Raw genomic sequence first — 23,670 nt, forward strand, 5'->3', positions numbered from 1 at the left:
CACCATGCCTCTATGAAACAAGATACGCACGCAGCATCAGCTACATCCGCTGGCGTTTCGCACATTCAGTTGATGGGGGCGGAATGGAAACGCGCGTGGCGGCCCGGCATTGCCGCACTGATGGCCGGATCACTGGGCTATTCGCTCTATCCCGCCGTTTCCAGCCTTTTCGTGGAACCGCTACAACAACAGTTCGGCTGGTCACGCGGCGACATTGCCTTCGTCCATAGCTTTGGCCTCATCACCGCCTTCATCGCGCCGGTAATCGGCCGAATGACCGACCATTATGGCGTCCGGCCAATCCTTTCTGCCGGTCTGCTGCTAACGGTCATCGGCTACGTCTTGCTTGCGATGATGGGTGGCTCGACCAGCTATTATTACGCCGCCTATTTCTTCTTCAACATTGCGGGCATGGCGACCACCGGCATTACGGTAACCCGCATATTGAGCGGCGCGTTCGAACATACACGGGGGACCGCGCTCGCGCTGGGCCGATCGGGCCTCGCCATTGCCGGGGCGCTGATGCCAATGCTCCTGTTTCCGGTCCTGACGCGCTTTGGCACGGCGGGGGGCTATCTCGTCCTCGCTGGCTTCATCCTGTGCATTGCTTTCCCGCTCATCTGGTTTTGGGTACCGGCGCGCAGCGTAGAACTGAAGGCAGGCCGAATAAAAGCCACGGAAAAGGCAGAGGCCTGGCACGTCCTGCTGGCAAAACCCAAAGTACGTATCCTCATCGCGGCCTCTGTCCTCAACTATGTTCCGGTCGTGGCGCTGCTTTCACAAATGAAGCCGCTCGCGATAGACAAGGGGCTGGATGCGGTGACGGCGGTCGGCGCCGTATCGGTGATGGGTGCCGCCGCTGCGATGGGCGCTTTGCTCAGTGGCGTGCTGGTCGACCGTTTCTGGGCGCCAGCCATTGCCTTCGTCCTCAATCTGGCGCCTGCGTTGGGCTGCCTGCTATTGCTTCAAGCCAACGTGCCGCCCGCCATCTTCTACGGCGCGGTGCTGATGATAGGCCTGGGCCAAGGGGCAGAGATCGATATCGTCGCCTTCATGATAGCACGCTATTTCGGCCTGCGAAGCTATGCGACCATCTACAGCCTCTCGGTCCTTGGCATTGGCCTGGGTGTGGCTGTGGGGGCGAGCCTCATTGGCATGGCTTATGATCATTTCGGCAATTATGACGTAGCGGTGATGGTCGCATCGGCCAGCTTCTTTCTGGCTGCGTTCTTCTATCTTGCCATGGGACGTTACCCACCGGATGGCGCCGTCCACTAAACCGGCGAGGATAGTCGGCGCAGCAGGCATTCCTGTGCTGTCGAGGCGATCAATCGGCCTTCCCGGTCGAAAATCTGCCCTTGCGCAAGGCCTAGTCCATCGCTGGCCGAAGGACTGACGGTATGGTGTAGCAGCCACTGATCGCAACGGGCGGGCCGATGAAACCACAGGGCATGGTCGAGGCTGGAAATCAGCAATTCGCGCCCGTTGGTGGGAAAGACGTGCGGGATCGCCATCACACCACCCAGCCAGTAGTCGCTGGCGTAGGCGAGCAGGCACTGTTGCAGCCGCGGATCATCCACCATCACCGCGCTCGGCAGACGAAACCAGAAGTCCCGCGAGCCATTCGTGCGTTCCATGAAATAGCGCTCCGGCGCGATCGGGCGCATCTCCATTGGCATCGCGCCACTGAAATTGCGGATCGCGGAAAGATCGATCTGCGCTTCCATCTCACGCACATATTGCTGCAATGGCATGACGGCTTCAGGCGGTGGAACGTCCGGCATCATGGCATGCTGATGGACAAAGCCATCCTCCGGCGCATGGAATTGCGCCATCAGCGTGAAGATAGCTTGCCCCTCCTGCAAAGCCATGACCTGCCGGTTGGCAAAGCGGCGGCTGTCGCGCAGGCAGTCAACCCGATACTCCACCGGCAGATCCACCTGCCCGGCCGCAAGGAAATAAACATGCGCCGAAGTGATCGGCATGTCGGCGACGGTGGCGATGGCGGCAGCCAGCGACTGGGCGATCAACCGCCCCCCGAAAATGGTGCCGATGTGGTTCTTCGCGCCTCCATCGGCATGAAAGCGTCCCACCCCATCCACATGCAGGTGCAGGATATCCGCTGCCGCTTCACGAGTCGGCATCGCCACATCATCCGGGAAGTGCGGCAATGGCAGGGTGCTCGACGACATCGCCCTTCAAAGCCCCAGCGCGCGGCGCGCCTTGAGCACCGTATCCATTTCGTCAAGACCACTGAGTGGAACATCATAATGACTTCGATCGTCGATCCGGTCGATATTCGCCATGATGTCGTCGCAGCTCGGCGCGTCCGGCCCTGGACTATACCAGCCCTCCGTCAGACCCACGAAGAGGCGCGAATATTTGCCGCCGAGCACCGAATACATATGCTGCGATCGGTCGCATTGCCGGCTGGCCATGTAGCAAGCCAGCGCCGCCACGAATTCCGGCTTCATGCCGTCTATGAAATGCCGGGACCGCTCTCCCGCCGCTGTCAGGAAGGCGACATCCGGCCGCTCGGACAGTGGCGTCCCGCCCAGCCGCCCGCCCTGTGCATTGGGGAACAGCGTGTTGACGACCACGCCATCCGGTGCCTCCTGTGCGATGACGTTCATCAGCCCGATCAGCGCAGTCTTGGCTGATCCATAATTCGCCCGGAACGGATTGCCGAACACGCCCGACTGCGAACTGACCAGCAATATCCGTCCATAGCCCTGCCTTACCATCTCTCGATAGGCGGGCTGACAGACATTGAACGCGCCTTTCGCGTGAACCGCATAGACCGATTCAATATCCTCCTCGGTCAATGTACCAAAGGCGCCGTTCCGCTGGTTTCCAGCGTTACTGATGACGATATCGACACGGCCATAGGCGGAAAGCGCCGCATCAATGATCGCCTGTCCACCGGCGGCCGTAGCCACCGTATCATAATTGGCGATGGCCCTTGCACCACCTTCGCGCAATATATCGACCACCGCATCGGCATAGCCATGCGACGTCCCCTCCCCGGTCGGCTCCCCTCCCAGATCATTGGCGACGATCGCCGCGCCGCGCCTTGCCAGTTCGCGACAGAAGGCCGATCCCAGCGCTCCGCCCGCACCGGTCACAACCGCGACCTGCCCGCTGAAATCAATCTTGCTCATACATATCACCCTCATCTGCGGCCCGAACCATGGCTCTGGCACTACCGCGCGCCAAGCCTCTGCCCGACTGATTTCGACAATGTGATGCTTGAGCCGCCGGATTCAGTCGTGATCGGCCAATGGCAGGCCCACCACCCGTGGTTCGGTCGCCTTGAACACCATCCGCGCTAGCGAACCTTCCATCATCGCTTCGTCAGGCGCCGCATCGGGAAAGAACCAGTCACGGAACAGGACCGCCCCTGCCAACATGCCGAAAGTGTTACGCACGACCAGTTCCGGCGGCACATCGAACTTCCACCCCGCTTGCTCATACTGGGCGCGCATACGCTCTACCGCGCGCGTGAAATAATCGTCCAGACCGTGCAGCTCCGTCGAGTCCATGTCCCCCGACGATTTGACGAGCGCGAGGAGCATATCCGCATTGTCGCGCAGAAACGGATAGAGCGCCTGAACGAAATGGGCGCTGCGTTGTTCACGGTCGGGCGGCAGATTATCGCTCAACGCCAGAAATTCGCTGAAGCGCGTGTTGAACGGCTCGATAACCGCCTCTGCGAACAACGTGGCCTTGCTGCCAAAATTGTTGAAAATCAGCGGCTCTGCGACTTCGGCGCGTCCGGCGATATGCCGGGTGGTCGCCCCCGCAAAGCCGCGCTCGGCGAACACCGCGCGTGCCGCATCAAGGATCAGCGCACGGATTTCCGTCGTCGTTCGACGCACTCTGCGCCGCGTGCCCACAACCATTTCCCGGTCTACAAAGTCATTCATGCCGTCAATTTACCATTGTTTTTGTCTCGTTGGCGAGATAAATAGTATTTGCTATTCAGTAGGGCCGCAGCGAGTCCACGGACCCAGGGACAGTGAGAGGAATGAGATGAGCAATCAATATGACATCGTGATCCGCGGCGGTATGATTGTTGACGGCACGGGCGCCGAACCCTTTGTCGGGGACGTCGCCGTGCGCGACGGTGTCATCGTCGACATCGGCGCGGTGTCCGGCTCAGGCCGTGAGGAAATCAACGCCAGCGGACTGACGGTGACGCCGGGCTTCGTCGATGTGCATACCCATTATGATGGTCAAATCACCTGGGAAAGCCGAATGGCGCCCTCTTCTGATCATGGCGTTACCACCGTCGTCATGGGTAATTGCGGAGTCGGCTTTGCGCCTGTGCGCGATGGCGATCACCAGTTGATGATCAAGCTGATGGAGGGCGTGGAGGACATTCCGGAAGTCGTCATGGCCGAAGGCGTGCCGTTCAACTGGAGCAGCTTTCCCGACTATCTGGACGCGCTCGCCCAACGGGAATCCGATGTCGATTTCGCGACGCAAATCCCGCACAGTCCGTTGCGTGTGTTCGTCATGGGTGAACGCGGCGCGAATCTGGAGCCGCCGACGCTGGAGGATCTGGTCGAAATGCGCCGCTGCGTGAGCGAGGCGGTGAAGGCCGGTGCGCTGGGCGTGGCCAGTTCGCGCAATCTGTTCCACCGCTTCCGTTCCGGCGAATTCGCTCCGTCTGTCACCACCGAACTGGACGAAGTGCTCGCCTTGGCGGAGGGACTGAAGGATGCCGGTGCCGGCACCTTCCAGTGCAATCCCAATCTCGACAATGATGCTGAAACGGAAATGAAGATTTTCCGCACGATTGCGGAAACGACCGGCTGCCCGGTAACTTTCAGCCTGATCGCAACCCCATTCCGTTCCGAAAACTGGGGCCGCTATGTCGCAGGCGTGCAACAGGCGAAGGCTGACGGCCTGACCATTCGCGCACAGTTCATGCCACGCCCCATGGGCGTACTTTACGGTCTGGACCTGAGCTATCATCCTTTTTCGCTCAACCCGAGCTTTCGGGAGATCGCAAAGCTGCCGCTCGAAGAAAAGGTTGCCCGGATGCGCGACCCGGAACTCCGTGCGCGCCTGTTGTCGGAGGAACCGGAAGATCCCAATCCCTCCTTCGTCGGCCTGCTCAAGTCGATCACTGCGCTCTACCGCATCAACGACCCGGCCGATTATAATTTCGCACCGGAAGACAGTTTACAGGCCGAGGCCGAACGGCATGGCGTGCCCGCACATGAGCTAATTTACGACGCTCTGCTGGAAGATGACGGGCACGCGATCCTGTGTTCCTATTCACAAAATGTCCGCCATTATCTGGACATGTCCCGCGACCTGATCGGGCAGGATAATATGATCATCGCGCTGGGCGATGGCGGCGCGCATTATGGCATGATCTGCGACGCGGCCTATACCACCTATATGCTGACGGGCCGTTTGGGCCGCGATGGGTTGGATCTGCCGACGGTCATCAAGGCGCTAACCAGTCAGCCGGCAAAATCCGTTGGTCTGGGTGATCGTGGTGTCCTTGCGCCCGGCTATAAGGCCGACGTCAACATCATCGATATCGACAATATGGTTCTTTACCGTCCAAAGGTGAAGGCCGACCTGCCAGCCGGTGGCAAGCGCCTGACGCAAAAATCCAAGGGCTATATCGCCACCATCGTCAGCGGCGCCGTCACCTATCGCAACGGTGAGGCCACCGGCGCCCTGCCCGGTCGTCTGGTCCGGGGCGTCCGCGGCGCACCGGAAACAGCGATGGTCGCACAGCATGAAATAGCCTGATGACCTGATCCGGTTTCCGGCAAGGTCGCATGCTAAAATGGGGGTGTAAGGGCCGGGTGCATGCCCCGGCCCTTATGCATATGCGGTGACAGTATCCGTAAGAAGCGGAAGGATGAGCGCCAGCGCGCCCGCAACCCGCAACCCGGCATCGCGCCTGTCCTCCCGTTCGAGCAAACCGCCATGACCGCCGGTGATGAGGGCCACGAACTGATCCGCCAACGATGCGGGGTCGTGCCCAGACAAACGGCCCTGCCGCACCAGTTCGGTGAAATAGGCGGTAAGCGGCGCGGCGACGACCCGGCTTTCCAGGTAAATCTGTTCGGCGAGATCAGGGAAACGCGGGGCTTCGAATATGGCAAGACGCAAAAAGCGGTCGGACGCCTCATCGCGCATCGCTGTCAGGATGGCGTCGCCGAAATCCGCCAGCACCGCGGCGGGCTTACGCCCCTCCATCACCACCGAAGCGATATGATCGGCCGACACGCGGCACGCATAGCTACAGATGGCCCGGAACAGCAATGCCTTGGTCGGATAGCGCGTATAGAGCGTTGTCTTGCTGATCCGGGCCAGTCGAGCGACCTCCGTCATGGTCACACCGGCAAAGCCACGCTGTTCGAACAAAGTGGCGGCGGCGCTCAGCATTTCCGTGTCCCTGGCCCTGGCATCACCCGCCGTCGGTCGCCCTCGCGGTCGCCGCTTTCCATCCACCGTCAGCATATCATATCCTTGATCCCCTTCAGCCTTGCCTGCCCAGCATTTATTTGGACTAATGCGTCCAATTACAATGATGGCGGAGACGATAGCAATGGCGGACAAGCTCAAGGTCGGGATCATCAGCGCCAACTGGAGCCTGAAGGTGCATGGCGCGGCATGGCGGCGAATCGAAGGCGTGGAACTCGCCGCCATCTGCACATCCCGTCAGGAAACGGCGGAACGCGCCGCGCGCGATTATGACATTCCCAAGGCCTACTGGAATCATGAGGAGATGTCGGCGGACCCCGATCTCCATATCATTGATGTCGGCACCCGTCCGTCCTTCCGCTTGCCGATGGTGATGGCCGCGCTCAGGAATGGCAAACATGTCTATGATGCGCTGCCTTTCGCCGTAAATCTGGCTGATGCGGAGGCGATGCGGGACGCGCAGCAGGCGGCGGGCGTGGTCGGCGTGGTCGATGCCCAGTTCCGCTGGGCGCCCCATGCACAGCAGATGAAGGCCATGATCGACAGCGGCTTCATCGGTCGGCCGCTGGGCTTCAACGTCCAGTTGATGCTGCCGCTCGTGGAACATGAGGGCAAGCCCTATGCATACAGCGCTTTTTCCGAACATACCGACCCCTATTACTGGCTGGCGGAAAAGAGCAGCGGCGGCAGCGCTTGGCGCAATTTCGCAACCCATGCTCTGCTATTCCTCACCCACCTGATCGGACCGGTTGAGGAAGCAACTGGCATGCTGACGACCGGCGTTCCCGAATGGCACCTGCCCAATGGCGAAGTGCTGCGCCCCGAAACACATGATCTCGGCAGCGCGACGCTGCGCATGGCCAATGGCGCCATCGGCAGCCTGCAAGCCGGTTGGTGCGTACCCGATACGGAAGGCTGGCGGGTCGAAATCTGGGGTGATCGCGGACGGCTGCTGCTGGTGGACGACAGTTTCGGCAATTTTCCATCAGCCCGGCTCTATGCGGGCGACGCACGCCTGTTGACTTACGGCCAGCGCACTTGTGAAGAGGTGTCCGTCGATCCAACGCTTTATGCCGTACCGGGCATGGCGAACACGTCCGCCGAACCACGCCCGTTCGCGGCGATGGACTGGATGTTTTCAGACATGGTCAAGGCGATCCGCAACGGCACGGAAGGATCGCCCAGCTTTACCGAAGCGGCGGCGGTCCATCGCGTGGTCGAGGCGGTGGAGCAGGCCAGCATCGAACGCCGGTGGATTCGCATGGCGGATATGGACTGAATCGACGGCGGAGCCGCTTACAGGCGCAAGGGCAAGGCGGCGCGAGCAACCATGCGGGACCAGTCGTGCAAGCGCTGCCACAGCCGCTCACGCGTCGAAGCGAAATTGTGCATATGGGCCATGGTCGGAACGATATGGATGCTCACATCGCGCGAGGCCGGATAGGCGGCGGCTTCCGCATGTGGATGGGGGCAGGTATCGCGCTCGCCATTGGCCACCAGCACCGGCACCATCACTTTCGCAGCGTCCGCAGCGAATGCACCCGGCAACATCATCTGCACCGCGCAATAGGGAATGGTAAGACTGCCAAAGACGGGCGAGGTTTCGCGGATCGGATAGCCGCCCTTCATATCCTCGTGCAGAATATCGGCAGGCACGTCTTCCCAATGAAAGGCATAAAGATAATCGACGCCTTCATGCTCGGTTTCCAGATGGCTGTGAACCTTACCGTCCGCAACCGCGTCGAAACGCGCCTTGCCATTGTCGAAGGCGGCCTTGTCCCGTTGCGGCAAGGCCGTATGGATCGCACTGACGCCGCAGGGGGCGATGGCGTCAAAGGTCGCGAACCGCCCCTGGGTCAAGATCGACACGCCGCCGCCCATCGACTGGCCCATGCCGATGCCGAACAGCGATGGCAGCGCCGGAAAGCCCTCCGCCAGCGTTCCGGTGCGCAAGGCGTCCGCGATTTGCCGCACGCAGGCGTCATGGGTCGCCGCCAACGTCTGGAAACTGATTTTCGACAGATCGCCGATCGTGCTTTCGCCAACCCCCACATGGTCGATCGCGACATGGATGGTTCCGCGCGCGGCATGCCACGCGGCTTCATTATAGCCCTCATGCCCATCAAAGCGCAGATGGAAATAATGCCGCGAATAGCCCCCGCCCGGACAAGCGAAGATAACGATCGGCTTTTCCGGCAACAGGCTGGGGTCCGGCAGATAAAGCGTCACCGCCATTTCCACAATGTCACCCCAGGCGGCCACAGCCGTCACATCGACGCGTTGTTCGATAATCCGCATATAGACTCTCCATTATTTCTGGCCATTATTTCTGGCCATCATTTCTAGCTTTCTTGCTTGTCATAAGCGGAATATTGCCGGACAAAATCCGTCCAATGACGAATATATTATTCGGATTATCCATATAATGGCCGCATTCCATCAACTACAGTGCATGCGATCCTTCATGGCCGTGGCTGAACATGGAAGTTTCAGCCGGGCAGCCCACGCGCTTCAGGTTGGGGCGGCATCGGTGTCGGAGCATGTCGGGAATCTGGAAAAACATCTGGGCGTTTCCCTGCTCCATCGCACCACTCGTTCACTGCAATTGACGCATGAAGGCGTGCGCTATCTGGACATGTGCCGTGACACCCTGCCGCGCATCGACGATATGGACGGCGATCTTGCACGCGAAGATCGTGCGGCAATCCTTTCCGGCGTGCTCCGCATCGAAATGTCCGATGGTGTCGACGCCTTCCTGCTGGATGCCGTGCAAGGCTTTCAGGACAGGCATCCGGCGGTGTCGATCCACATCCTGCGCAGCCAGCGCCAGTTCGACCTGGGGGAAGCCAGCGCCGACATCGCCATTCGCTCGATCGCACCACAGGGCGCAACGCCAAATCGTGTCCTTTCGCGCATTCTGGGCCAGAGCCGAACCATCTTCCTCGCCGCCCCCGCCTATCTGGAACGACATGGCGTGCCGGACTGTCCCGAAGCCCTGCTACGCCATCGCTGCATCGGTTATGTCGATCCGGTGAGCGGTCGCCTGTGGGAATGGTATTTCGCCGGGCCCGACGGCCGCAGATTCACGCTGGACCTGACTTGTGCGCTGGCGCTGGCACAGGGCGACCTGCGGCGCCGCGCCGCTGTCGCCGGACAGGGCATCATCAACGACATCGCCCATTTCGCCGCGCCCTTCGTGCAACAGGGATTGCTGGTGCCGCTGCTCGAAAGCTGGACGATGCCGCAGCCTGTGTGCCACATCAGTCATCATCGCGAACGCTACTGGTCGACCCGGATCAGCGCGTTCCTCGATCATCTGGAACATTGGTTCTCCGTGCTTCCGGTTGCACCGTTCTGAATCAGGTCTTGCCATCAGGAACATGATGGATCGCCCGCCCCCATGCCTTTCGCAGCCGCACCATTTATAGGGCGTCCAGCATCTTTTTCCTGATCTTAGCGGGACTCTCATTCCATGCGCACAGCCTATATCGTTTCGCCGGTCCGTACTCCCGTTGGCAAATATCTGGGATCATTGGCGGAAGTGCCCGCTGAGCGGTTGGCCGAAGCGGTGATCCGCTCGACCGTGACGCGCAGCGGCATCGACCCGATAGCGATCGACGACGTGATCCTGGCCCAAAGCTATGCCAATGGCGAAGCGCCCAGCATCGGGCGGTGGGCGGCTCTGGCCGCCGACCTGCCGCTGGAGGTACCAGGTATGCAACTTGATCGGCGCTGTGCGGGTGGCCTTACCGCCGTGGCGACTGCCGCCGCGATGGTGCAGAGCGGCATGGCCGACGTCATTCTCGCGGGCGGCGCGGAAAGCATGAGCAACGTCGAATATTATACCAACGGCATGCGCAAGGGCATGCGCGCAGGAAATGCGACACTATACGACCGGCTTGAGCGACAACGCGAACGGTCGCAACCTGTCGAGCGCTTCGGCGTGATTTCCGGCATGATCGAAACGGCGGAAAATGTGGCGCGCGAGTATGGGATCGCGCGCGCCGACGCGGACGCCTACGCCGCACGCAGCCATCAGCGCGCCACCGCAGCATGGGATGCGGGCCTTTTCGCGGACGAACTGGTGCCGGTAACGGTCAAGACCCGCAAGGGCGAGGTCATTGTGGAGCGCGATGAAGGCATGCGGCCAGACGCCACGGCAGACAGCATGGCAGGGCTACGCCCGCTGATGAAGGACGGCATCACCACCGCCGGCAACGCCAGCCAACAGAATGACGCCGCCGCCGCCTGCCTGATCGTGTCGGAAGAGAAGCTGAAGGAACTGAACCTCACCCCCATGGCCCGCTTCGTCGGCTATGCGGTCGCCGGTTGCCATCCCGCGCTGATGGGCGTCGGTCCGGTTCCAGCGGTAGAAAAGCTGTTACGCCGGACCGGGCTTGGCTGGAACGACATCGACCTCGTCGAACTCAACGAAGCCTTTGCCGCGCAGGTTCTGGGCGTGCTCAAGGGCTGGGATTGGAACGACCCGGACAAGCTCAACGTCAATGGCGGCGGCATTTCGCTGGGGCACCCGATCGCAGCCACCGGCGCCCGCATTCTGGCCTCGATGCTGCACGAAATGCAGCGTCGCGGCGCACGCTATGGCCTGGAAACGATGTGCGTGGGCGGGGGTCAGGGAGCCGCGGCGATCTTCGAACGCGCCTGATCGGCCGCCCCGCTATGCAAAAGGCCCAGCGATGATCCGCCGGGCCTTTTTTTTCGCGCCGCACCACCTTCAACCCGGATGCGCGCCGCCCCCTGACACCTCGATACCGCGCCCGGTGATCATTGCCGCATCGTCGCTCGACAGGAACAGGACCGTCGCGGCAATCTCCCACGGTTGCACGGAACGATGGATGACCTGATGCTCTGCCGCCACTTCGGCCTGCTGCTCCGGCGTGAACATCCCCGCGATCTGCGGCGTGGCGGTCAGGCCCGGCAGCACGCTGTTCACCCGGATATTGTCAGGGGCATAGGCGCAGCTTGCATATTGGCTGAGGTGGATGACCCCCGCCTTGGCGGCCGAGTAGGATGGCGGCGCCGACTGGGTGTAGATGCGCCCGGACATCGACGCAGTGTTGACGATCGTGCCACCCCCATTGGCTTTCATCACGGGAATTTCATGCTTCATGGCCAGGAACGTCGTGGTCAGCGATATCTGGACGGTCCAGTTCCAGTCCTCCAGGCTCAGCGTCTCCAGGCTGCCGGGCTTGGCCGCGCCTACATTGTTGAACGCATGGCGCACAGGGCCATGGGCCGCGCAGGCCGCCTCTACCATTGCCTTGACCGACGCCTCATCAGTTACGTCGGTGCGAGCGAAGCGGGCGATGCCGCCCTTGTCCACGATCGCCTTGCACACAGCCTCACCCTTGGCGGCATCCAGTTCGGCGATAGTGACTCGCCCCCCTTCCGCCGCAAAAGCCAATGCCGCCGCTTCGCCAATGCCCGATCCCGCGCCGGTCACGATTACCGAACGCCCCTCGAAACGCTGCCTGTCGCTCATTTCGCTCTCCTCACTATCTGTTTCAGGCTGTCGGCTGCGTGGTCAAACGCGTCAGCCAGTCCTTGTCCTCATCGACCCAGAACGGGTTCCAGCTTTCAAAATCCTGCGGCAGATCAGGCGGAACTTCATGTGCCGCCCAGCCGGTAAAAGGAGCCGTCGGGCGCTCCTCCCAGTCGGCCGCGTACCAGTGTTTTTCGCGCCGCCGCACGAAGAACCATTCCCCGTTGCGCCGCGCATAGCTGTCGAAATAAGCAATCGCCATGACCACCCATTTGCCGTCATCCTCATGCTCGGCACGGCAATAGACGACGCCACGGGCATGGTCGGCATCGTCAAATTCGACCTTATGGCCGCAAATCTGGTGGATCGATCGGTAGAATGTCCTGACCGCCGGCTCGATGATCGACCTCAGCACATCACGCCCGGTGCCGCGCCGCCCACAATGGACGTCGGGCACGAACAATTTGACCCACGCGTCCAGGTCGCGCCCATCGACCGCCAGCGCATAGCATATGGGAAGCTGCTGGATCGCGGCGAGCGATTCCAGCCGGTCGATCCGCGCCTCCAGATCGCTCATGCCAGCCGCTCCAGATTGGCAGGATCGAAGGGCAGGAACGGCTGGCCGTCCTTCGCCTTGGTGAACCAGTCAGGATCATTGAGGATCGCCCGCCCCACGGCGACCAGATCAAATTCGCTGCGCTCGAAACGTTCGACCAGCAGCGGCAGGTTGTTCACAGATTGCTGGCTGTCGTCGATATGCTTGGCGCCTCCCTTTGCCTTGTCGAGCGCCACGCCGCCAACCGTCATCGACGCCTTGCCGGTCAACTTCTTCGCCCAGCCCGCAAGGTTGAGGTTCGATCCTTCGAAAATCGGCGTGTCGAAATAACGCTGGCTGGCGTCGAACAGGTCGACGCCAGCATCGGCCAACGGCCCCAGCAGGTCACCAAGCGCGTCGGGCGTATTAGCCAACACCGCGCGATAATCCTGCATCTTGAACTGGGAAAAACGCAGCACGATCGGCATATCTTGGCCAATTTCCGCACGGATCGCCCGGACTACAGCCGCGCCAAAGGCCGCCCGTCGCGCCGGATCGCCGCCCCACTGATCCGCGCGGCGATTGGTATAATCCCACAGGAAACTGTCGATCAGATAGCCATGCGCGCCATGGATCGCGATGCCATCCACGCCCAGCGCCACGGCGTTACGAGCAGCCAGCGCATAGGCGGCGATGATATCGGCGATATCGCTGTCGCCCATCTGCGGTACGGACGTCAGGCTTTCCTCGCGCCCTTCAGAACGGAAGGAAATGACGCCGTCAGCCGGTCCCCAAATGCCGGATGGGCGCATGGGATTACCCGTACCCGTCCCGACATTTTCCACATTCCACATTGGTCCCTGATGCCAGAGTTGCGGGATAATGACCCCGCCCGCATCATGTACGGCGTCGACCACCGCCTTCCAGCCGTTCAGCACGTCCACACCGTCCAGGCGCGGAATGTCGGGATGATCGGCGGCGGCATAATGGGGCAGCGCCACGCCTTCAGTCAGGATCGCCCCCAGCCCCGTGGCCGCACGGCGCGCATAATAGCTTGCCATTTCGGGCGTCGGTACGCCCAGCGGCGATCGATAGCGGGTCATCGGCGCCATCACCACCCGGTTGGGCAGGGTCAGGCCACGCAATGTCAGCGGCTGAAGCAGCGGATCAATGATGCTCATATTATTTCCCTGTGAAATCCGGCCGACGCTTTTCCATGAAGGCCTTGCGCTTTTCAGCGCTGTCTTCAGTCGACTGGCTCATGAAGATCGCCCGGTTCTCCATTTCGATCGCGGCCTCCATGCTGGGCGCATCGACATTGTGCCACAGCGAGCTTTTCGTCACTGAGATGCCAATCGGGCTGTTGACCATGATCGCATCGGCCAGCTTGAGCGCCTCCTCCATCAGCACTTCGTCTTCGACGCACCGCAGGATCAGGCCGATCTGCGCCGCCTCCTGCGCCATCACCGCGCGACCGGTCAACATCAGTTCCGCCGCACGCTGCATGCCGACCAACCGGGGCAGCAAATAGCTGAAGCCCATTTCATGGCCCGTGCCCGCATTGTGAAAGGCGTTGACGAACTTGGCCGATCGCGCCGCGATCGTCATGTCGGCGGCCAGCGCAAGGGGATAGCCCGCGCCAGCCGTCACGCCGTTAACCGCGCAGATCACCGGCTGCGGCAGGGCGCGCATCAGGATCGGAATCTGACCCAGCTTGTCCATCACCCGCCGCTGGAATTGCGCTTTGCCCAGATCGGCCGACACCCATTCGGGCACGCCGCTCGCGCGGATATCATGTCCGGCGCAAAAGCCCCGGCCCGCGCCGGTCAGCACCACGACGCGGACATCATGGTCGTACCGCACCGCTTCCAGATGGTCGATCAATTCGGCGTACATCGCGAAGGTCAGGGAATTAAGCGCCTCTGGACGATTGAGTGTCAGCCGACAAACGCCGTCCACCGGCATGTCCCGCAAGATGTCGCCCATGTGGCTCCCGTCCTTTCCCATTGTCTTCTGTCAGCGGATGTGAACCATTGTCGGCCAAAAGGCGAGCGCACGGAAAGCCTGGGGGGCTTGCCGTGCGCGGCATATCATGGTTGTGAACATACCCGTGCGCGGACTTGTCATCCCGGCATCCGGCAGCAAGGGATCAGGCTGTTGTCGACAAGGTGAACCATGGCCAGACTGCCCCTAGAAAAGATCCGCGTCCTCGATCTCACGCGCGTACTTGCGGGGCCGTTCGGCTCCCAGGTCCTGGCCGACATGGGCGCTGACGTCATCAAGATCGAGCGGCCCGTGGTGGGCGACGATGCACGCATCTTCGGCGAACCCTATCTGCGCGATGCAGAGGGTAAACCCACGCGCGAAAACGCCTTCTATATGTCGGTGAACCGCAACAAGCGGTCTGTGGCGCTCAACATCGCGCAGCCCGCCGGACAAGCACTGATCCGGGAACTGGTCAAATCCAGCGATGTCGTCATGGAAAATTACAAGGTCGGCGATCTCAAACGCTATGGCCTGGATTATGAAAACCTGAAGGCTATCAATCCCGGCATCATCTATTGCTCCGTCACTGGCTATGGCCAGACCGGACCGCTGGCGACCAAGCCGGGCTATGACGCCGTGTTCCAGGGCGAATGCGGCCTGATGAGCGTCACAGGCGTACCGGATGGAAAGCCGGGTGCCGGCCCGATGAAAGTCGGCCCCAGCATCATCGACCTGTTCACTGGCCTGAACGTCGCCAATGCCATATTGGCCGCGCTTTACCATCGCGACGCTGGCGGGGGTGAGGGGCAGTATATCGACATAGCGCTGCTGGACTGCGGCGTGTCGGCCCTGTCGCACTATGCGCAAATCTATCTGACGGCAGATCAGGTGCCGGTACGGCGCGGCACGCAGGGCAATGGCGGCATGCCCACCAGCATGTTCGCGTGCAGCGACGGCGCGATCATGATCACCTCGGGCAATGACAAGCAATATGTGGCGCTATGCGACGCGGTGAAGCACACTGAACTGGCGACGCATCCGCGCTTTCATACCAATGTGCTGCGCGTCGAGCATCGCGATGAGATCACCGAGGTTTTCAACGCGATCTTCGCGACAAACACGGTCGACTATTGGCTGGATAAATTGGGCGCGGCCGGGATTCCCAGCGGACCGATCAACGATCTGGAACAGGTGTTCGCCTATCCGCAAGCTGTGCATCGCGGCCTGCGTGTACGCGCGCCGCATCCTCTGAAACCCGATCTCGACGTCATTCGCAGCCCGCTGAACTTTTCCGAAACGCCCATTACCGACTATCGGGCGCCGCCTATGCTGGGCGAACATACGCGCGCGGTGCTGGCGCAGGAACTGGGGCTGGACGAGGCGGCGCTCGACGAACTGTCCCGGAACGGCATTATCTAGACAGACATCAGATATAACCGCGCCGGGCGCGATAGGCGGCGAAGCGCTCCTCAAGCTGCCGCCGCGTCAGACCGAAATCTTCCGGGCTGTGCTTTGGTCCTTTGGTCGTCCGTCGCGGATGGGCGGCCAGCCAGGCCCGCATGGCAGCCTCGGTTTCTGCACTCAGCGTCAGGTCGAACTGGTCGTAGATCGACTGGATGACGCCCATCTGATCGCGCGTAAAATCCGTAAATTCGACATCAACAAACTGGTTGCTGCTGGTCGCCCGCACGGCGTGCGCCCGTTCCAGCGCATGCGCCCAAACCTCCGCTTCGCGTCGGCCTACATCCGCCCTGTCCGCCTTGTCTCCGCAAAAGGCGCGGCGGGCAGAGAAGATGAGGTTACTGACGGAGGGCATGGACTCCACCGGATCGCGATGGGTCTGGATGACCTTTGCGTCGGGAAAAACGCCAAGCACTTCCTGCAAGGAGAACAGATCGGTGGGGTTCTTGAGCAGCCAGCGTCGCTCATCCCCCGCACCGATCAGGCGCAGGACATCGGCCAGCCAGAGATAACTGTCGCTGTCGTCCCGGCCCCGATACCAGCGGTCATAATTGGGCACATTCCACATGGACGGCCACATGTTGCTGGAGAAACTCGACCCCAGAATAAACAGGGATTCCTCGATCCCCTCCGCCGTCATCATATGATCGTCGGCGGCTTCCGGCGACACAGCGAGAAAGGCGTCCAGCGTTGCCTTCTGTGAAATATAAGCGGGAATGTCCGCCCATTTCTCACGCGGTGGGCGCGGCATGGGATAGACGGTCAGCCAATGTTCCGGCCCCTGAAACTGAGGGTCCAGCGACAGGAGAAGATGCAGAGCGGTCGTGCCCGACCGGACAAGACCGGCAATGATAATCGGCTGAACGATCGGCCTGTCGAGGACGTCGGGCCTTTCCTTCAGCCCCTTGACCGCCAGCGCACGTGTATCGAGCGATTGCCCGATCCTATATGCACTTGTCTGGATACAGACGGGCGCGAGGTCCAGCGCGCGAATATCGGACAATAGCAGGTCCAGCCCCTCGCGGAAGGCGGGATCGCCAAAGTCGGACAGGCCAGTCCGGGCCGTGGACGCCGCCAGCATCGCCTCCGGCGTCAGTATCTGATCGCTGCGAATGCTTTCCTGACTGGTCATTGGCCGCCCCATGGATCGACATGAATCTTGGTTTCGTTGGCGCCCGCGCGCAGTGCTTCAAACAGGTCGGGCAAAGCGTCCAGCCCGACCGTTCGTGAAATCATCAGGCGCGGTTCGACATGCCCCGCCGCCATCACGTCGGCACAATGCTGAAACTCACGCAGGTCGTAGGCGAAAGAGAATTTCATCGTCACCTGTTTCCAGGTGGCCAACGACGGCAGGATCGGGTCGGGCGCGGTGCAGAAGCCCAGCGACACCACCGTGCCACCCGGCGTGACCAGTTCGATCGACTTCTGCGTCATGCCGACGGCCCCGGTACATTCCAGCACAATGTCGGGCATACCGCCCAACAGGGCCACCATCCGCTCGACCTCCCCCTCGCCCAGCGTCTCGAAACCGGTCGCGCCCATCTGCATCGCAAGGTCCGCGCGTCGTGTGGAGCGTGAGAGGGCGACGACCTTGCCCGCTCCCAGCAGCCGCGCCCAATAGATGGCCGCAAGTCCGATGCCTCCGGCTCCCAGCACGGCAACGCGTGCACCCGGCTGCATCTGGGCCAGTCGTACTCCGCGCAAGCCCACCGCCAGCGGTTCGACGAGCGCGCCATCAGCGGGAGAAAGGGTTTCAGGCAAAATGACCGAGCTTTGCGCAGCGATCCGCATATATTCGCCAAAACCGCCGACCAGCCCCTGCATCTGGGCGCATGCCATGGGATAGCCCGCCAGACATGGCGCGCAATGCCCGCAACCACCGACAGGCATGGCTGTGACAAACTGGCCAACTTTGAGAGTATCGACACCTTTTCCGATCGCCACGACCTCGCCGCAATATTCATGGCCGATGACGCTGTTGTCCGGAAAATCATTGCCATGGCCCGACGTCATATGAAGGTCGGTCCCGCATATACCGCAACGCTGCACCTTGATGACGGCCTGCCCCTCGCCGGGTTCAGGATCGGGCAATATTTCCACTACCAGTGGTATGCCCGCCCCCTTGAAAACCGCAGCCTTCATCGCTCTCTCCTGTTATCTGTGCGGCCTTCGGGTCCGCTCGATCTTGCATTCATCACACGCTGTTCGCTGGCATGATAGATACTTATAAGTACCTAAATTAACAAGGACGCGACGATAGATCGTACAGGTCCGGCCAACGACGCTGACTGTTCATTTTGCCAGCTTGCGCGCGGGTCCGAAGTCGTTGCAAGGAGGGCATGCAGGGATCGCACATATGATTATGTGGGCCGTCCCACATAGCCACTTCACGCCAGTGGCATGGTTCCGCTTATCAAGCAGAGTGCGATTTTGGAGACTATATGCTGCGGGTCACTTTCATCAGTTCGGTCGGCACCGCGCGCACTGTCGAGGGCGACGTCGGCCAGTCGGTCATGGAAGTGGCCAGGCGTAACGGCGTCGAGGGCATTGTCGCGGAATGCGGCGGAAGCTGTGCCTGCGCGACCTGTCATGTCTATGTCGATGCCGACTGGGTGGACGTTGTCGGTGCACCGCCCGCCGACGAAACCGACATGCTCGACTTCGTTTTCGACCGGCGCCCCGAATCCCGCCTGTCTTGCCAGATTCGCCTGCTTCCCGCGCTGGATGGACTGATCGTGCATATGCCCGATCGACAAAACTGAATCAGCCAAGACGAACCAAAGCGGCCAAAGCATCCCCTTCGCCTTCAAGGCCGCTGTGCAGGGGATCGAATTCCGCTTCGATCAGACCACGCCAGCCAATGTCCGCCAGTGCAGCCATCATCGGTACAAAATCGATTTCACCCGCGCCTGGCTCGACCCGACCGGGCATGTCGGCAATCTGGACGGCAGCCAGGCAATCGGCATGGGCACGCACCAGCGCAGCCATGTCGTCACCGCTACAATGGCAATGACAACTGTCGAGGATGAGGCCGAGATGGGGCGAGCCACTTGCATGGACAAGTTCGGCGACGTCCTCGCCCCCGTCGATCAGAATATTCGGCATCCGCTTACGGCTGACGGATTCAAGCGCCAGGCGGAAACCTGCGGCAAAGGCGATCTCGGCAGCTCTTGCCAGATTGTGCGCAGCACGCGCTCGCTGTTCGAGCATGGACGTGCCTGCGTCCAGCAGGATAGCATTGATACATCCGCCACCCACATGGTCCGCTGCGGCCAGTGCGCCAGCCAAGGTGGCATTCATATCTGCGACGGGCATACCCCAGTAAAAGGGTGTTTCCGTGCCGACCGCCTGGAATGTGAATGTCCCCATGCCCAGTCCATGGTCGCGAAGCGCTGCGCCCATCCGCTGCTGCGTTACTGAGTCGCGCGCCCGCAAATTGTTGTCACTGATCCCGGCAAAGCCCCGAGCCGCCGCACGGGCGATCTGTTCCACCGGATCGCGCGATCCAGTCGACGCAGCCAGCATGGGCCTGTCCGCCGACGCGATGCCCAGATGCGCCGCAAAGCGCCATCGCCCGGCGACCAGCGGACCTAGGCCCGCTGCCACAGTGCCAGCATCTCCGCCAGATCACGACCCAGCACTGGATTCACGTCGCCCATACGCCCCGGTGTCGCGGAGAGACGTGGCGTGGGCGCAGCCAGCGCCAGGTCACCAAGGGCATCGCTTTCCACATGGATCAGACTGCCCCTCTCCCGCACATGGGGGTCTGCAAGCAATGCATCCATGCTGTTGACGGGTGTGACGGGAATGCGCCGTGTGACCAGCGTCGCGACGACATCCGCCTGTGATATCCCGGCGACCCAATCAGCAACCCGTGCATCCTCGTCGCCTTCCCCTTCCACCAGCGCCACAAGATCGGCCTGATGCCGGACGGTGCTGGCCGATATGGCCACGAAGCGCATGTCGGCGGTGCGATAGACATTGCGCAGCACACCGGGCAGCCGCGATCCGCACCGCTCGGGTGCATGACCGGGCGTCCAGCGCTGCGCGGCATGCGCGACGATCTGGAGGATCGGCTCAAACAGGCTGGCGTCGATTTTCTGGCCACAACCGCTTCGCTCGCGCCAATAGAGCGCGGTCAATGTGCCGATCACCGCGCTCATCGCCCCTACAGCGTCTCCCAGCGCGACCGATGGCAGCATCGGTGGGCCGTCCTCCTCGCCCATCAGCCAGGTCAGGCCTCCAAATCCCTCTCCGATCGTGCCCGATCCCGGCCGGTCGCTATAGGGACCAGTCGCCCCGAAGCAGGAGACGCTGAGCATCACGAGGCGCGAGTTGATCGCCGACAGCACATCCCAGCCGATGCCGCGCTTCACCAGCACCCCCGCCGGATAATTTTCAACCACCACGTCGGCCTGCGCGATCAGCGCCTTCAGCGCCTCGATCCCATCGGGTGAACGGAGGTCCAGCGCAAGGCAGCGTTTGCCGCGCGCAATCAGCGGCCACATCTTGCTGCCCCGGAACTGATCCCCCTCGGGCGGTTCGATCTTCAGCACATCCGCCCCGAAATCCGCCATGATCGTGGCGGCGAGCGGCGCGGCATAGAGCGAGGCCATGTCGATAACCTTCAGCCCCGCCAGCGCGCCCATGGCCGGTTCAACCATTTGCCCGTTCCCCTTCCAGAAAAGCCTCCTTCAACCTGCGCTTCATGATCTTGCCCGTCTCCTCGCGCGGCAGGGCCTGGGTCAGGATGATGTATCGGGGTATTTTATATCCTGCGATCCGTTCGCGCAGGAAATACTGCACCGCCTCGACCTGCAACGCTTCGTCCGACTGGATTTGCGCGACCAGCGCTTCCCCGAATTCGGAATCTGGAACTCCGAACACGGCGCAGTCGATAATGGCAGGATGTTCGAGCAAGGCCGCCTCGACCTCCGCCGGATAGATGTTGACGCCGCCCGAAATCACCATGTCCACACGCCGGTCGCACAGGAAGAGATAGCCCTCCTCGTCCAGCCAGCCGATGTCGCCGCAAGTAATAAGGCCATCATGCTCCACCGCTGCGCGCTTGGCCGGGTCGCCATGGAAGGTGAAATCCGGTGTGCCATGGATACGCAGGTAAACATCGCCGATCACACCGGGTCCGGCCCATTGCCGATCCTCGCCCAGAATACGGACCTCGCCCGTCAGAACCGGCTTGCCGACGCTGCCCGGACGCGCGAGCCATTCCTGCGGACCAATTTTGGTAACGACACCGGTTTCGGTTGATCCATAGGTTTCGTGCAGCACCGGTCCCCACCAGTCGAGCATCGCGCGCTTGATTTCCGGCGGACAGGGTGCGCCGGAATGGACGACATGGCGCAACGTCGACAGGTCATGCCGCGCCTTCACCGCATCGGGCAGGCGCAGCAGGCGCACGAACAATGTAGGGACAAGCGCGCTGTGGGTGACGCGATGTTTCTCGATCAGCGCCAGACAGTGTTCGGGATTGAAACGGTCCATCACGACGACCGTGCCGCCAGCGTGGAAGGTCGCCATCAGGATCGCCTGACTGAACAGATGATAGAGCGGTCCCGTCACAAGCGCGACATTGCCCGGCGCCGTATCATGGATGACGGAAAGCACCCGCGCGCGTTGCGCCGATTCCGCGCCAGTAGCGGGCAAGCGCTTGACCGCCTTGGGCCGCCCCGTCGTACCGGACGTATAGACCATGGACGAACCAAGACCATTGCCATTACCCGCAAAAGGGTCATGCGCGGCGATCCAGATGTTGTAATCGCGCCAGCCATCCGCCGCCCCATCGACGGCGATCACTGTCAGACCGTCGGGGATAACGTGTCGCACCTTTTCCAGCAGGTCGGCATGGCCGATCAGCAGCCGGGGCGCGCAGTCGCGCAGCACATAGCCGATCTCCTCCGCATGCCAGTGCCAGTTGATCGGCACACCATAGGCGTCGAGCCGACGCACCGCCAGATTCGCCTCCAGCACCGCAAAATCGTTGCGCAGGAGCAGTGCGACCGCATCCCCTGCCGCAACGCCCGCCTCCGCCATGGCGCTGGCAAGCCGCGCAGCCCTGTCGAGAGCCTCATCCCGACCAAGCACACGATCCCCGATGATGATCTGCGCAGTCATCCTCCAATTATCGGGCGCGTTACAGTGAGACAGGTACCCCAGCTATGCAGCATCGCGGCATGCAGGCTACCCTCCCCGCCCGCCACCATTACCAGCACATCATCGGGCGTGGGGACCAGATGAACACGACCATCGGGCTTGATCCGGCCCAGCGCCTCGATAGGCGCGCGATATTCGGGTCGCCACCAATCGATCGGCAACGCGCATTTGTCCCAGAGATAGGCCTGCACATCCGCCATGTCCGGATAGGCCCTGGCGATGACCTCCGCCCAGATCGGATTGATCGCGCACAGCGTTTCAGCAAAAGCCGACGAGGTCAGAAAGCCATTGGCCCCCGGATAGGCCATGGATTTGGCGATGATGTCCAGAAAGCCGTCAGCGCTGTCGGCCACCACATCGCAGATATTGGCCGTGCCCATCGCGCCATAGACACTGACCGCATCGCCCGTCACCCCGCGCCTCTGCGCCAACGGCGCCCAGGGCGAGCGTTCCTCCCACTCGGCAAAGACGATCCCCGCCACGCGACCCGGCGTACCATAGACGCTCTGTGAAGTGGAACCGATCAACTGCCCTGCGACATTGCGCATGATCAGGCGAATGGCCCGGCCGATCGCGACCGCCGGGCCAGCAACACCACCCAGGCAACCCGCCTGACAGGGAATGTCGAGCCGGTTGCGGATCGCTCCGTTGACGATCATCGCCGGAATCACGGAGCCGGTGGTCGCATTAAGACCCGCCAGATCGAATTTCGGGTCGGCCAGCGCCTCGATCGTTGCGCACAGAAGCGGCATGGCGGTGCCCGTGCATCCGGCCATGACCGCGTTGATCGCGATCTTTTCCACCGTGCATTCGGATCGAAGCGGCGGCAACACCGCAACCAGTTCATCGGGGAAGCGCCCCCCCGCGACCAGGAAATCCTGCACCCGTTCCTGTGTCGGCGGGATCAGCGGCAGGCCATCGCCCCAGCCCTGCGCCATCGCCCAATTGTTGAAAGCAACGATGTCGTCGTCGGCCTCATGCCGCCGACTGCTCAGCCAGTCGGCTTCGCACCCCGAAATTCCGCAGAAACGATCGATATTGGTCTCTTGCAATGTCATTGACCTGTTCTTTCGGCAGGATGTCCAGGGGATAGGGCAGGATATGGAGGCGCAGGCCCGAACGGCCGCCCCGCTTGGCCAGATTGTTGGCCAGCCCTTCGAAATGCGCGGTCGCGATCGCGATAGTGGGAATGCCGGTCGCTGCGGCTCGCAGTGCATCGGCGATGGTCCAACTGGTGCAGGAGCCGCAATTGCCAAGGCCGACAATGGCCATGTCGCTACGTGCGAGCAGTTCGCCATAATCGCGATCCGCTGCCACGCCCTCTTCACCCACACGACCGCAACTGCGCCAGAAGGTCACCTCGGCGCCCTCCGCACGCAACGCCTGCGCCCAGACCTCGCTCACCCAGTCCCAGCTACGCCACAGCATGTCGATGCGAATGACGATGCGCTTGCCCTGAAGGGCGCCGGCATCCGGGCCAGAGTCCGCAATATCGTGAGCCAATAAGGCAGTCGGGTCGAGAATCAGCACCATATTAACATCTCCTGATTCTTATTTA

The 23,670-nt window shown here is 61.8% G+C and carries 23 protein-coding genes; 7 read left to right on the forward strand and 16 right to left on the reverse strand.

Going from position 1 to position 23,670, the window contains the following annotated elements; genetic code table 11:
• Positions 1-12 precede the first annotated feature (12 nt).
• Positions 13-1,278, forward strand: coding sequence for an MFS transporter (locus tag WFR25_RS14540; RefSeq protein WP_336971835.1), 1,266 nt, complete (start codon positions 13-15; stop codon positions 1,276-1,278).
• Here WFR25_RS14540 and WFR25_RS14545 read toward each other — a convergent pair.
• From WFR25_RS14545 to WFR25_RS14555, 3 genes are all read right to left on the reverse strand, one after another.
• A complete protein-coding gene (locus WFR25_RS14545) occupies positions 1,275-2,144 on the reverse strand; it encodes an acyl-CoA thioesterase (protein WP_336971836.1) in 870 nt (289 codons plus the stop codon). The genes WFR25_RS14540 and WFR25_RS14545 overlap by 4 nt on opposite strands.
• Positions 2,145-2,198: 54 nt before the next feature.
• Complete coding sequence (locus WFR25_RS14550) at positions 2,199-3,161, reverse strand: SDR family NAD(P)-dependent oxidoreductase (protein WP_336971838.1); 963 nt, start codon at positions 3,159-3,161, stop codon at positions 2,199-2,201.
• A 102-nt stretch (positions 3,162-3,263) separates the two neighbouring features.
• Positions 3,264-3,926 carry a TetR/AcrR family transcriptional regulator gene (locus WFR25_RS14555; RefSeq protein ID WP_336971840.1) on the reverse strand — a complete coding sequence of 221 codons (663 nt, stop codon included), beginning with the start codon at positions 3,924-3,926 and terminating at the stop codon, positions 3,264-3,266.
• Between the two features lie 106 nt (positions 3,927-4,032).
• Here WFR25_RS14555 and WFR25_RS14560 point away from each other — a divergent pair, with 106 nt between their 5' ends.
• A complete protein-coding gene (locus tag WFR25_RS14560) occupies positions 4,033-5,775 on the forward strand; it encodes an N-acyl-D-amino-acid deacylase family protein (RefSeq protein WP_336971842.1) in 1,743 nt (580 codons plus the stop codon).
• A 72-nt stretch (positions 5,776-5,847) separates the two neighbouring features.
• Here the strand turns inward: WFR25_RS14560 and WFR25_RS14565 are convergent, their stop codons facing one another.
• Positions 5,848-6,417: a TetR/AcrR family transcriptional regulator gene (locus tag WFR25_RS14565; RefSeq protein ID WP_336971844.1), complete on the reverse strand. Its 570-nt coding sequence runs from the start codon at positions 6,415-6,417 to the stop codon at positions 5,848-5,850.
• A gap of 163 nt (positions 6,418-6,580) precedes the next feature.
• Here WFR25_RS14565 and WFR25_RS14570 point away from each other — a divergent pair, with 163 nt between their 5' ends.
• On the forward strand, positions 6,581-7,735 hold the full coding sequence (locus WFR25_RS14570) for a Gfo/Idh/MocA family protein (RefSeq protein ID WP_336971845.1): 1,155 nt from the start codon (positions 6,581-6,583) through the stop codon (positions 7,733-7,735).
• Positions 7,736-7,752: 17 nt separating this feature from the next.
• Here WFR25_RS14570 and WFR25_RS14575 read toward each other — a convergent pair whose 3' ends face one another.
• Positions 7,753-8,754, reverse strand: a complete 1,002-nt coding sequence (locus WFR25_RS14575; RefSeq protein ID WP_336971847.1) for an alpha/beta fold hydrolase — start codon at positions 8,752-8,754, stop codon at positions 7,753-7,755.
• A 166-nt stretch (positions 8,755-8,920) separates the two neighbouring features.
• Between WFR25_RS14575 and WFR25_RS14580 the strand changes: the two genes are divergently transcribed.
• Together WFR25_RS14580 and WFR25_RS14585 are read left to right on the forward strand one after the other, a co-directional pair.
• Positions 8,921-9,814 carry a LysR family transcriptional regulator gene (locus WFR25_RS14580; protein WP_336971850.1) on the forward strand — a complete coding sequence of 298 codons (894 nt, stop codon included), beginning with the start codon at positions 8,921-8,923 and terminating at the stop codon, positions 9,812-9,814.
• Between the two features lie 114 nt (positions 9,815-9,928).
• On the forward strand, positions 9,929-11,122 hold the full coding sequence (locus WFR25_RS14585; protein ID WP_336971852.1) for an acetyl-CoA C-acetyltransferase: 1,194 nt from the start codon (positions 9,929-9,931) through the stop codon (positions 11,120-11,122).
• A gap of 69 nt (positions 11,123-11,191) precedes the next feature.
• Here the strand turns inward: WFR25_RS14585 and WFR25_RS14590 are convergent, their stop codons facing one another.
• The 4 genes from WFR25_RS14590 to WFR25_RS14605 are packed head-to-tail and all read right to left on the reverse strand — an operon-like array spanning position 11,192 to position 14,480.
• Positions 11,192-11,959, reverse strand: coding sequence for an SDR family NAD(P)-dependent oxidoreductase (locus WFR25_RS14590; RefSeq protein WP_336971855.1), 768 nt, complete (start codon positions 11,957-11,959; stop codon positions 11,192-11,194).
• 22 nt (positions 11,960-11,981) lie between these two features.
• Positions 11,982-12,536 carry a nuclear transport factor 2 family protein gene (locus WFR25_RS14595; RefSeq protein ID WP_336971857.1) on the reverse strand — a complete coding sequence of 185 codons (555 nt, stop codon included), beginning with the start codon at positions 12,534-12,536 and terminating at the stop codon, positions 11,982-11,984.
• On the reverse strand, positions 12,533-13,675 hold the full coding sequence (locus WFR25_RS14600; protein WP_336971860.1) for an NADH:flavin oxidoreductase: 1,143 nt from the start codon (positions 13,673-13,675) through the stop codon (positions 12,533-12,535). The genes WFR25_RS14595 and WFR25_RS14600 overlap by 4 nt, the downstream gene beginning before the upstream one ends.
• A 1-nt stretch (position 13,676) precedes the next feature.
• Positions 13,677-14,480 carry an enoyl-CoA hydratase/isomerase family protein gene (locus WFR25_RS14605; protein WP_336971862.1) on the reverse strand — a complete coding sequence of 268 codons (804 nt, stop codon included), beginning with the start codon at positions 14,478-14,480 and terminating at the stop codon, positions 13,677-13,679.
• Between the two features lie 189 nt (positions 14,481-14,669).
• Here WFR25_RS14605 and WFR25_RS14610 point away from each other — a divergent pair, with 189 nt between their 5' ends.
• Positions 14,670-15,899 carry a CaiB/BaiF CoA transferase family protein gene (locus WFR25_RS14610; RefSeq protein ID WP_336971864.1) on the forward strand — a complete coding sequence of 410 codons (1,230 nt, stop codon included), beginning with the start codon at positions 14,670-14,672 and terminating at the stop codon, positions 15,897-15,899.
• 7 nt (positions 15,900-15,906) lie between these two features.
• On the opposite strand, the gene WFR25_RS14615 is transcribed toward WFR25_RS14610, so the two are convergent.
• Together WFR25_RS14615 and WFR25_RS14620 are read right to left on the reverse strand one after the other, a co-directional pair.
• Positions 15,907-17,073 carry a sulfotransferase family protein gene (locus tag WFR25_RS14615; protein ID WP_336971866.1) on the reverse strand — a complete coding sequence of 389 codons (1,167 nt, stop codon included), beginning with the start codon at positions 17,071-17,073 and terminating at the stop codon, positions 15,907-15,909.
• Positions 17,070-18,083 carry an alcohol dehydrogenase catalytic domain-containing protein gene (locus tag WFR25_RS14620; RefSeq protein ID WP_336971868.1) on the reverse strand — a complete coding sequence of 338 codons (1,014 nt, stop codon included), beginning with the start codon at positions 18,081-18,083 and terminating at the stop codon, positions 17,070-17,072. The genes WFR25_RS14615 and WFR25_RS14620 overlap by 4 nt, the downstream gene beginning before the upstream one ends.
• A 299-nt stretch (positions 18,084-18,382) precedes the next feature.
• On the opposite strand from WFR25_RS14620, the gene WFR25_RS14625 reads away from it, so the two are divergent.
• A complete protein-coding gene (locus WFR25_RS14625) occupies positions 18,383-18,703 on the forward strand; it encodes a 2Fe-2S iron-sulfur cluster-binding protein (protein WP_336971871.1) in 321 nt (106 codons plus the stop codon).
• A gap of 1 nt (position 18,704) precedes the next feature.
• On the opposite strand, the gene WFR25_RS14630 is transcribed toward WFR25_RS14625, so the two are convergent.
• Genes WFR25_RS14630 through WFR25_RS14650 form a run of 5 tightly spaced genes read right to left on the reverse strand, consistent with a single transcriptional unit; the run spans position 18,705 to position 23,645 of the window.
• On the reverse strand, positions 18,705-19,547 hold the full coding sequence (locus tag WFR25_RS14630; RefSeq protein WP_336971873.1) for a TIM barrel protein: 843 nt from the start codon (positions 19,545-19,547) through the stop codon (positions 18,705-18,707).
• Entirely contained in the window at positions 19,532-20,605 is a 1,074-nt protein-coding gene (locus tag WFR25_RS14635; protein ID WP_336971875.1) for a CaiB/BaiF CoA transferase family protein, read from the reverse strand. The genes WFR25_RS14630 and WFR25_RS14635 overlap by 16 nt, the downstream gene beginning before the upstream one ends.
• Positions 20,598-22,073, reverse strand: coding sequence for an AMP-binding protein (locus tag WFR25_RS14640; protein ID WP_336971877.1), 1,476 nt, complete (start codon positions 22,071-22,073; stop codon positions 20,598-20,600). Before WFR25_RS14640 ends, WFR25_RS14635 begins: the two co-directional genes overlap by 8 nt.
• Positions 22,070-23,170, reverse strand: coding sequence for a hypothetical protein (locus WFR25_RS14645; protein WP_336971879.1), 1,101 nt, complete (start codon positions 23,168-23,170; stop codon positions 22,070-22,072). The genes WFR25_RS14640 and WFR25_RS14645 overlap by 4 nt, the downstream gene beginning before the upstream one ends.
• Positions 23,088-23,645, reverse strand: a complete 558-nt coding sequence (locus WFR25_RS14650) for a UGSC family (seleno)protein (RefSeq protein ID WP_336971882.1) — start codon at positions 23,643-23,645, stop codon at positions 23,088-23,090. The genes WFR25_RS14645 and WFR25_RS14650 overlap by 83 nt, the downstream gene beginning before the upstream one ends.
• Positions 23,646-23,670: the final 25 nt, after the last annotated feature.

Origin of the sequence: Sphingobium aromaticiconvertens (assembly GCF_037154075.1) — a bacterium.
Lineage (GTDB): Bacteria > Pseudomonadota > Alphaproteobacteria > Sphingomonadales > Sphingomonadaceae > Sphingobium > Sphingobium aromaticiconvertens.

Bases quoted from the DNA above. Each gene is read 5' to 3' on its own strand.
- WFR25_RS14585 (WP_336971852.1), top strand. From the start codon at position 9,929: ATGCGCACAGCCTATATCGTTTCGCCGGTCCGTACTCCCGTTGGCAAA.
- WFR25_RS14650 (WP_336971882.1), bottom strand. From the start codon at position 23,645: ATGGTGCTGATTCTCGACCCGACTGCCTTATTGGCTCACGATATTGCG.
- WFR25_RS14540 (WP_336971835.1), top strand. From the start codon at position 13: ATGAAACAAGATACGCACGCAGCATCAGCTACATCCGCTGGCGTTTCG.
- WFR25_RS14640 (WP_336971877.1), bottom strand. From the start codon at position 22,073: ATGACTGCGCAGATCATCATCGGGGATCGTGTGCTTGGTCGGGATGAG.
- WFR25_RS14595 (WP_336971857.1), bottom strand. From the start codon at position 12,536: ATGAGCGATCTGGAGGCGCGGATCGACCGGCTGGAATCGCTCGCCGCG.
- WFR25_RS14615 (WP_336971866.1), bottom strand. From the start codon at position 17,073: ATGACCAGTCAGGAAAGCATTCGCAGCGATCAGATACTGACGCCGGAG.
- WFR25_RS14600 (WP_336971860.1), bottom strand. From the start codon at position 13,675: ATGAGCATCATTGATCCGCTGCTTCAGCCGCTGACATTGCGTGGCCTG.
- WFR25_RS14575 (WP_336971847.1), bottom strand. From the start codon at position 8,754: ATGCGGATTATCGAACAACGCGTCGATGTGACGGCTGTGGCCGCCTGG.
- WFR25_RS14555 (WP_336971840.1), bottom strand. From the start codon at position 3,926: ATGAATGACTTTGTAGACCGGGAAATGGTTGTGGGCACGCGGCGCAGA.
- WFR25_RS14570 (WP_336971845.1), top strand. From the start codon at position 6,581: ATGGCGGACAAGCTCAAGGTCGGGATCATCAGCGCCAACTGGAGCCTG.
- WFR25_RS14560 (WP_336971842.1), top strand. From the start codon at position 4,033: ATGAGCAATCAATATGACATCGTGATCCGCGGCGGTATGATTGTTGAC.
- WFR25_RS14610 (WP_336971864.1), top strand. From the start codon at position 14,670: ATGGCCAGACTGCCCCTAGAAAAGATCCGCGTCCTCGATCTCACGCGC.
- WFR25_RS14580 (WP_336971850.1), top strand. From the start codon at position 8,921: ATGGCCGTGGCTGAACATGGAAGTTTCAGCCGGGCAGCCCACGCGCTT.
- WFR25_RS14645 (WP_336971879.1), bottom strand. From the start codon at position 23,170: ATGACATTGCAAGAGACCAATATCGATCGTTTCTGCGGAATTTCGGGG.
- WFR25_RS14565 (WP_336971844.1), bottom strand. From the start codon at position 6,417: ATGCTGAGCGCCGCCGCCACTTTGTTCGAACAGCGTGGCTTTGCCGGT.
- WFR25_RS14625 (WP_336971871.1), top strand. From the start codon at position 18,383: ATGCTGCGGGTCACTTTCATCAGTTCGGTCGGCACCGCGCGCACTGTC.
- WFR25_RS14590 (WP_336971855.1), bottom strand. From the start codon at position 11,959: ATGAGCGACAGGCAGCGTTTCGAGGGGCGTTCGGTAATCGTGACCGGC.
- WFR25_RS14550 (WP_336971838.1), bottom strand. From the start codon at position 3,161: ATGAGCAAGATTGATTTCAGCGGGCAGGTCGCGGTTGTGACCGGTGCG.
- WFR25_RS14620 (WP_336971868.1), bottom strand. From the start codon at position 18,083: ATGAAGGCTGCGGTTTTCAAGGGGGCGGGCATACCACTGGTAGTGGAA.
- WFR25_RS14635 (WP_336971875.1), bottom strand. From the start codon at position 20,605: ATGGTTGAACCGGCCATGGGCGCGCTGGCGGGGCTGAAGGTTATCGAC.
- WFR25_RS14545 (WP_336971836.1), bottom strand. From the start codon at position 2,144: ATGCCGACTCGTGAAGCGGCAGCGGATATCCTGCACCTGCATGTGGAT.
- WFR25_RS14605 (WP_336971862.1), bottom strand. From the start codon at position 14,480: ATGGGCGACATCTTGCGGGACATGCCGGTGGACGGCGTTTGTCGGCTG.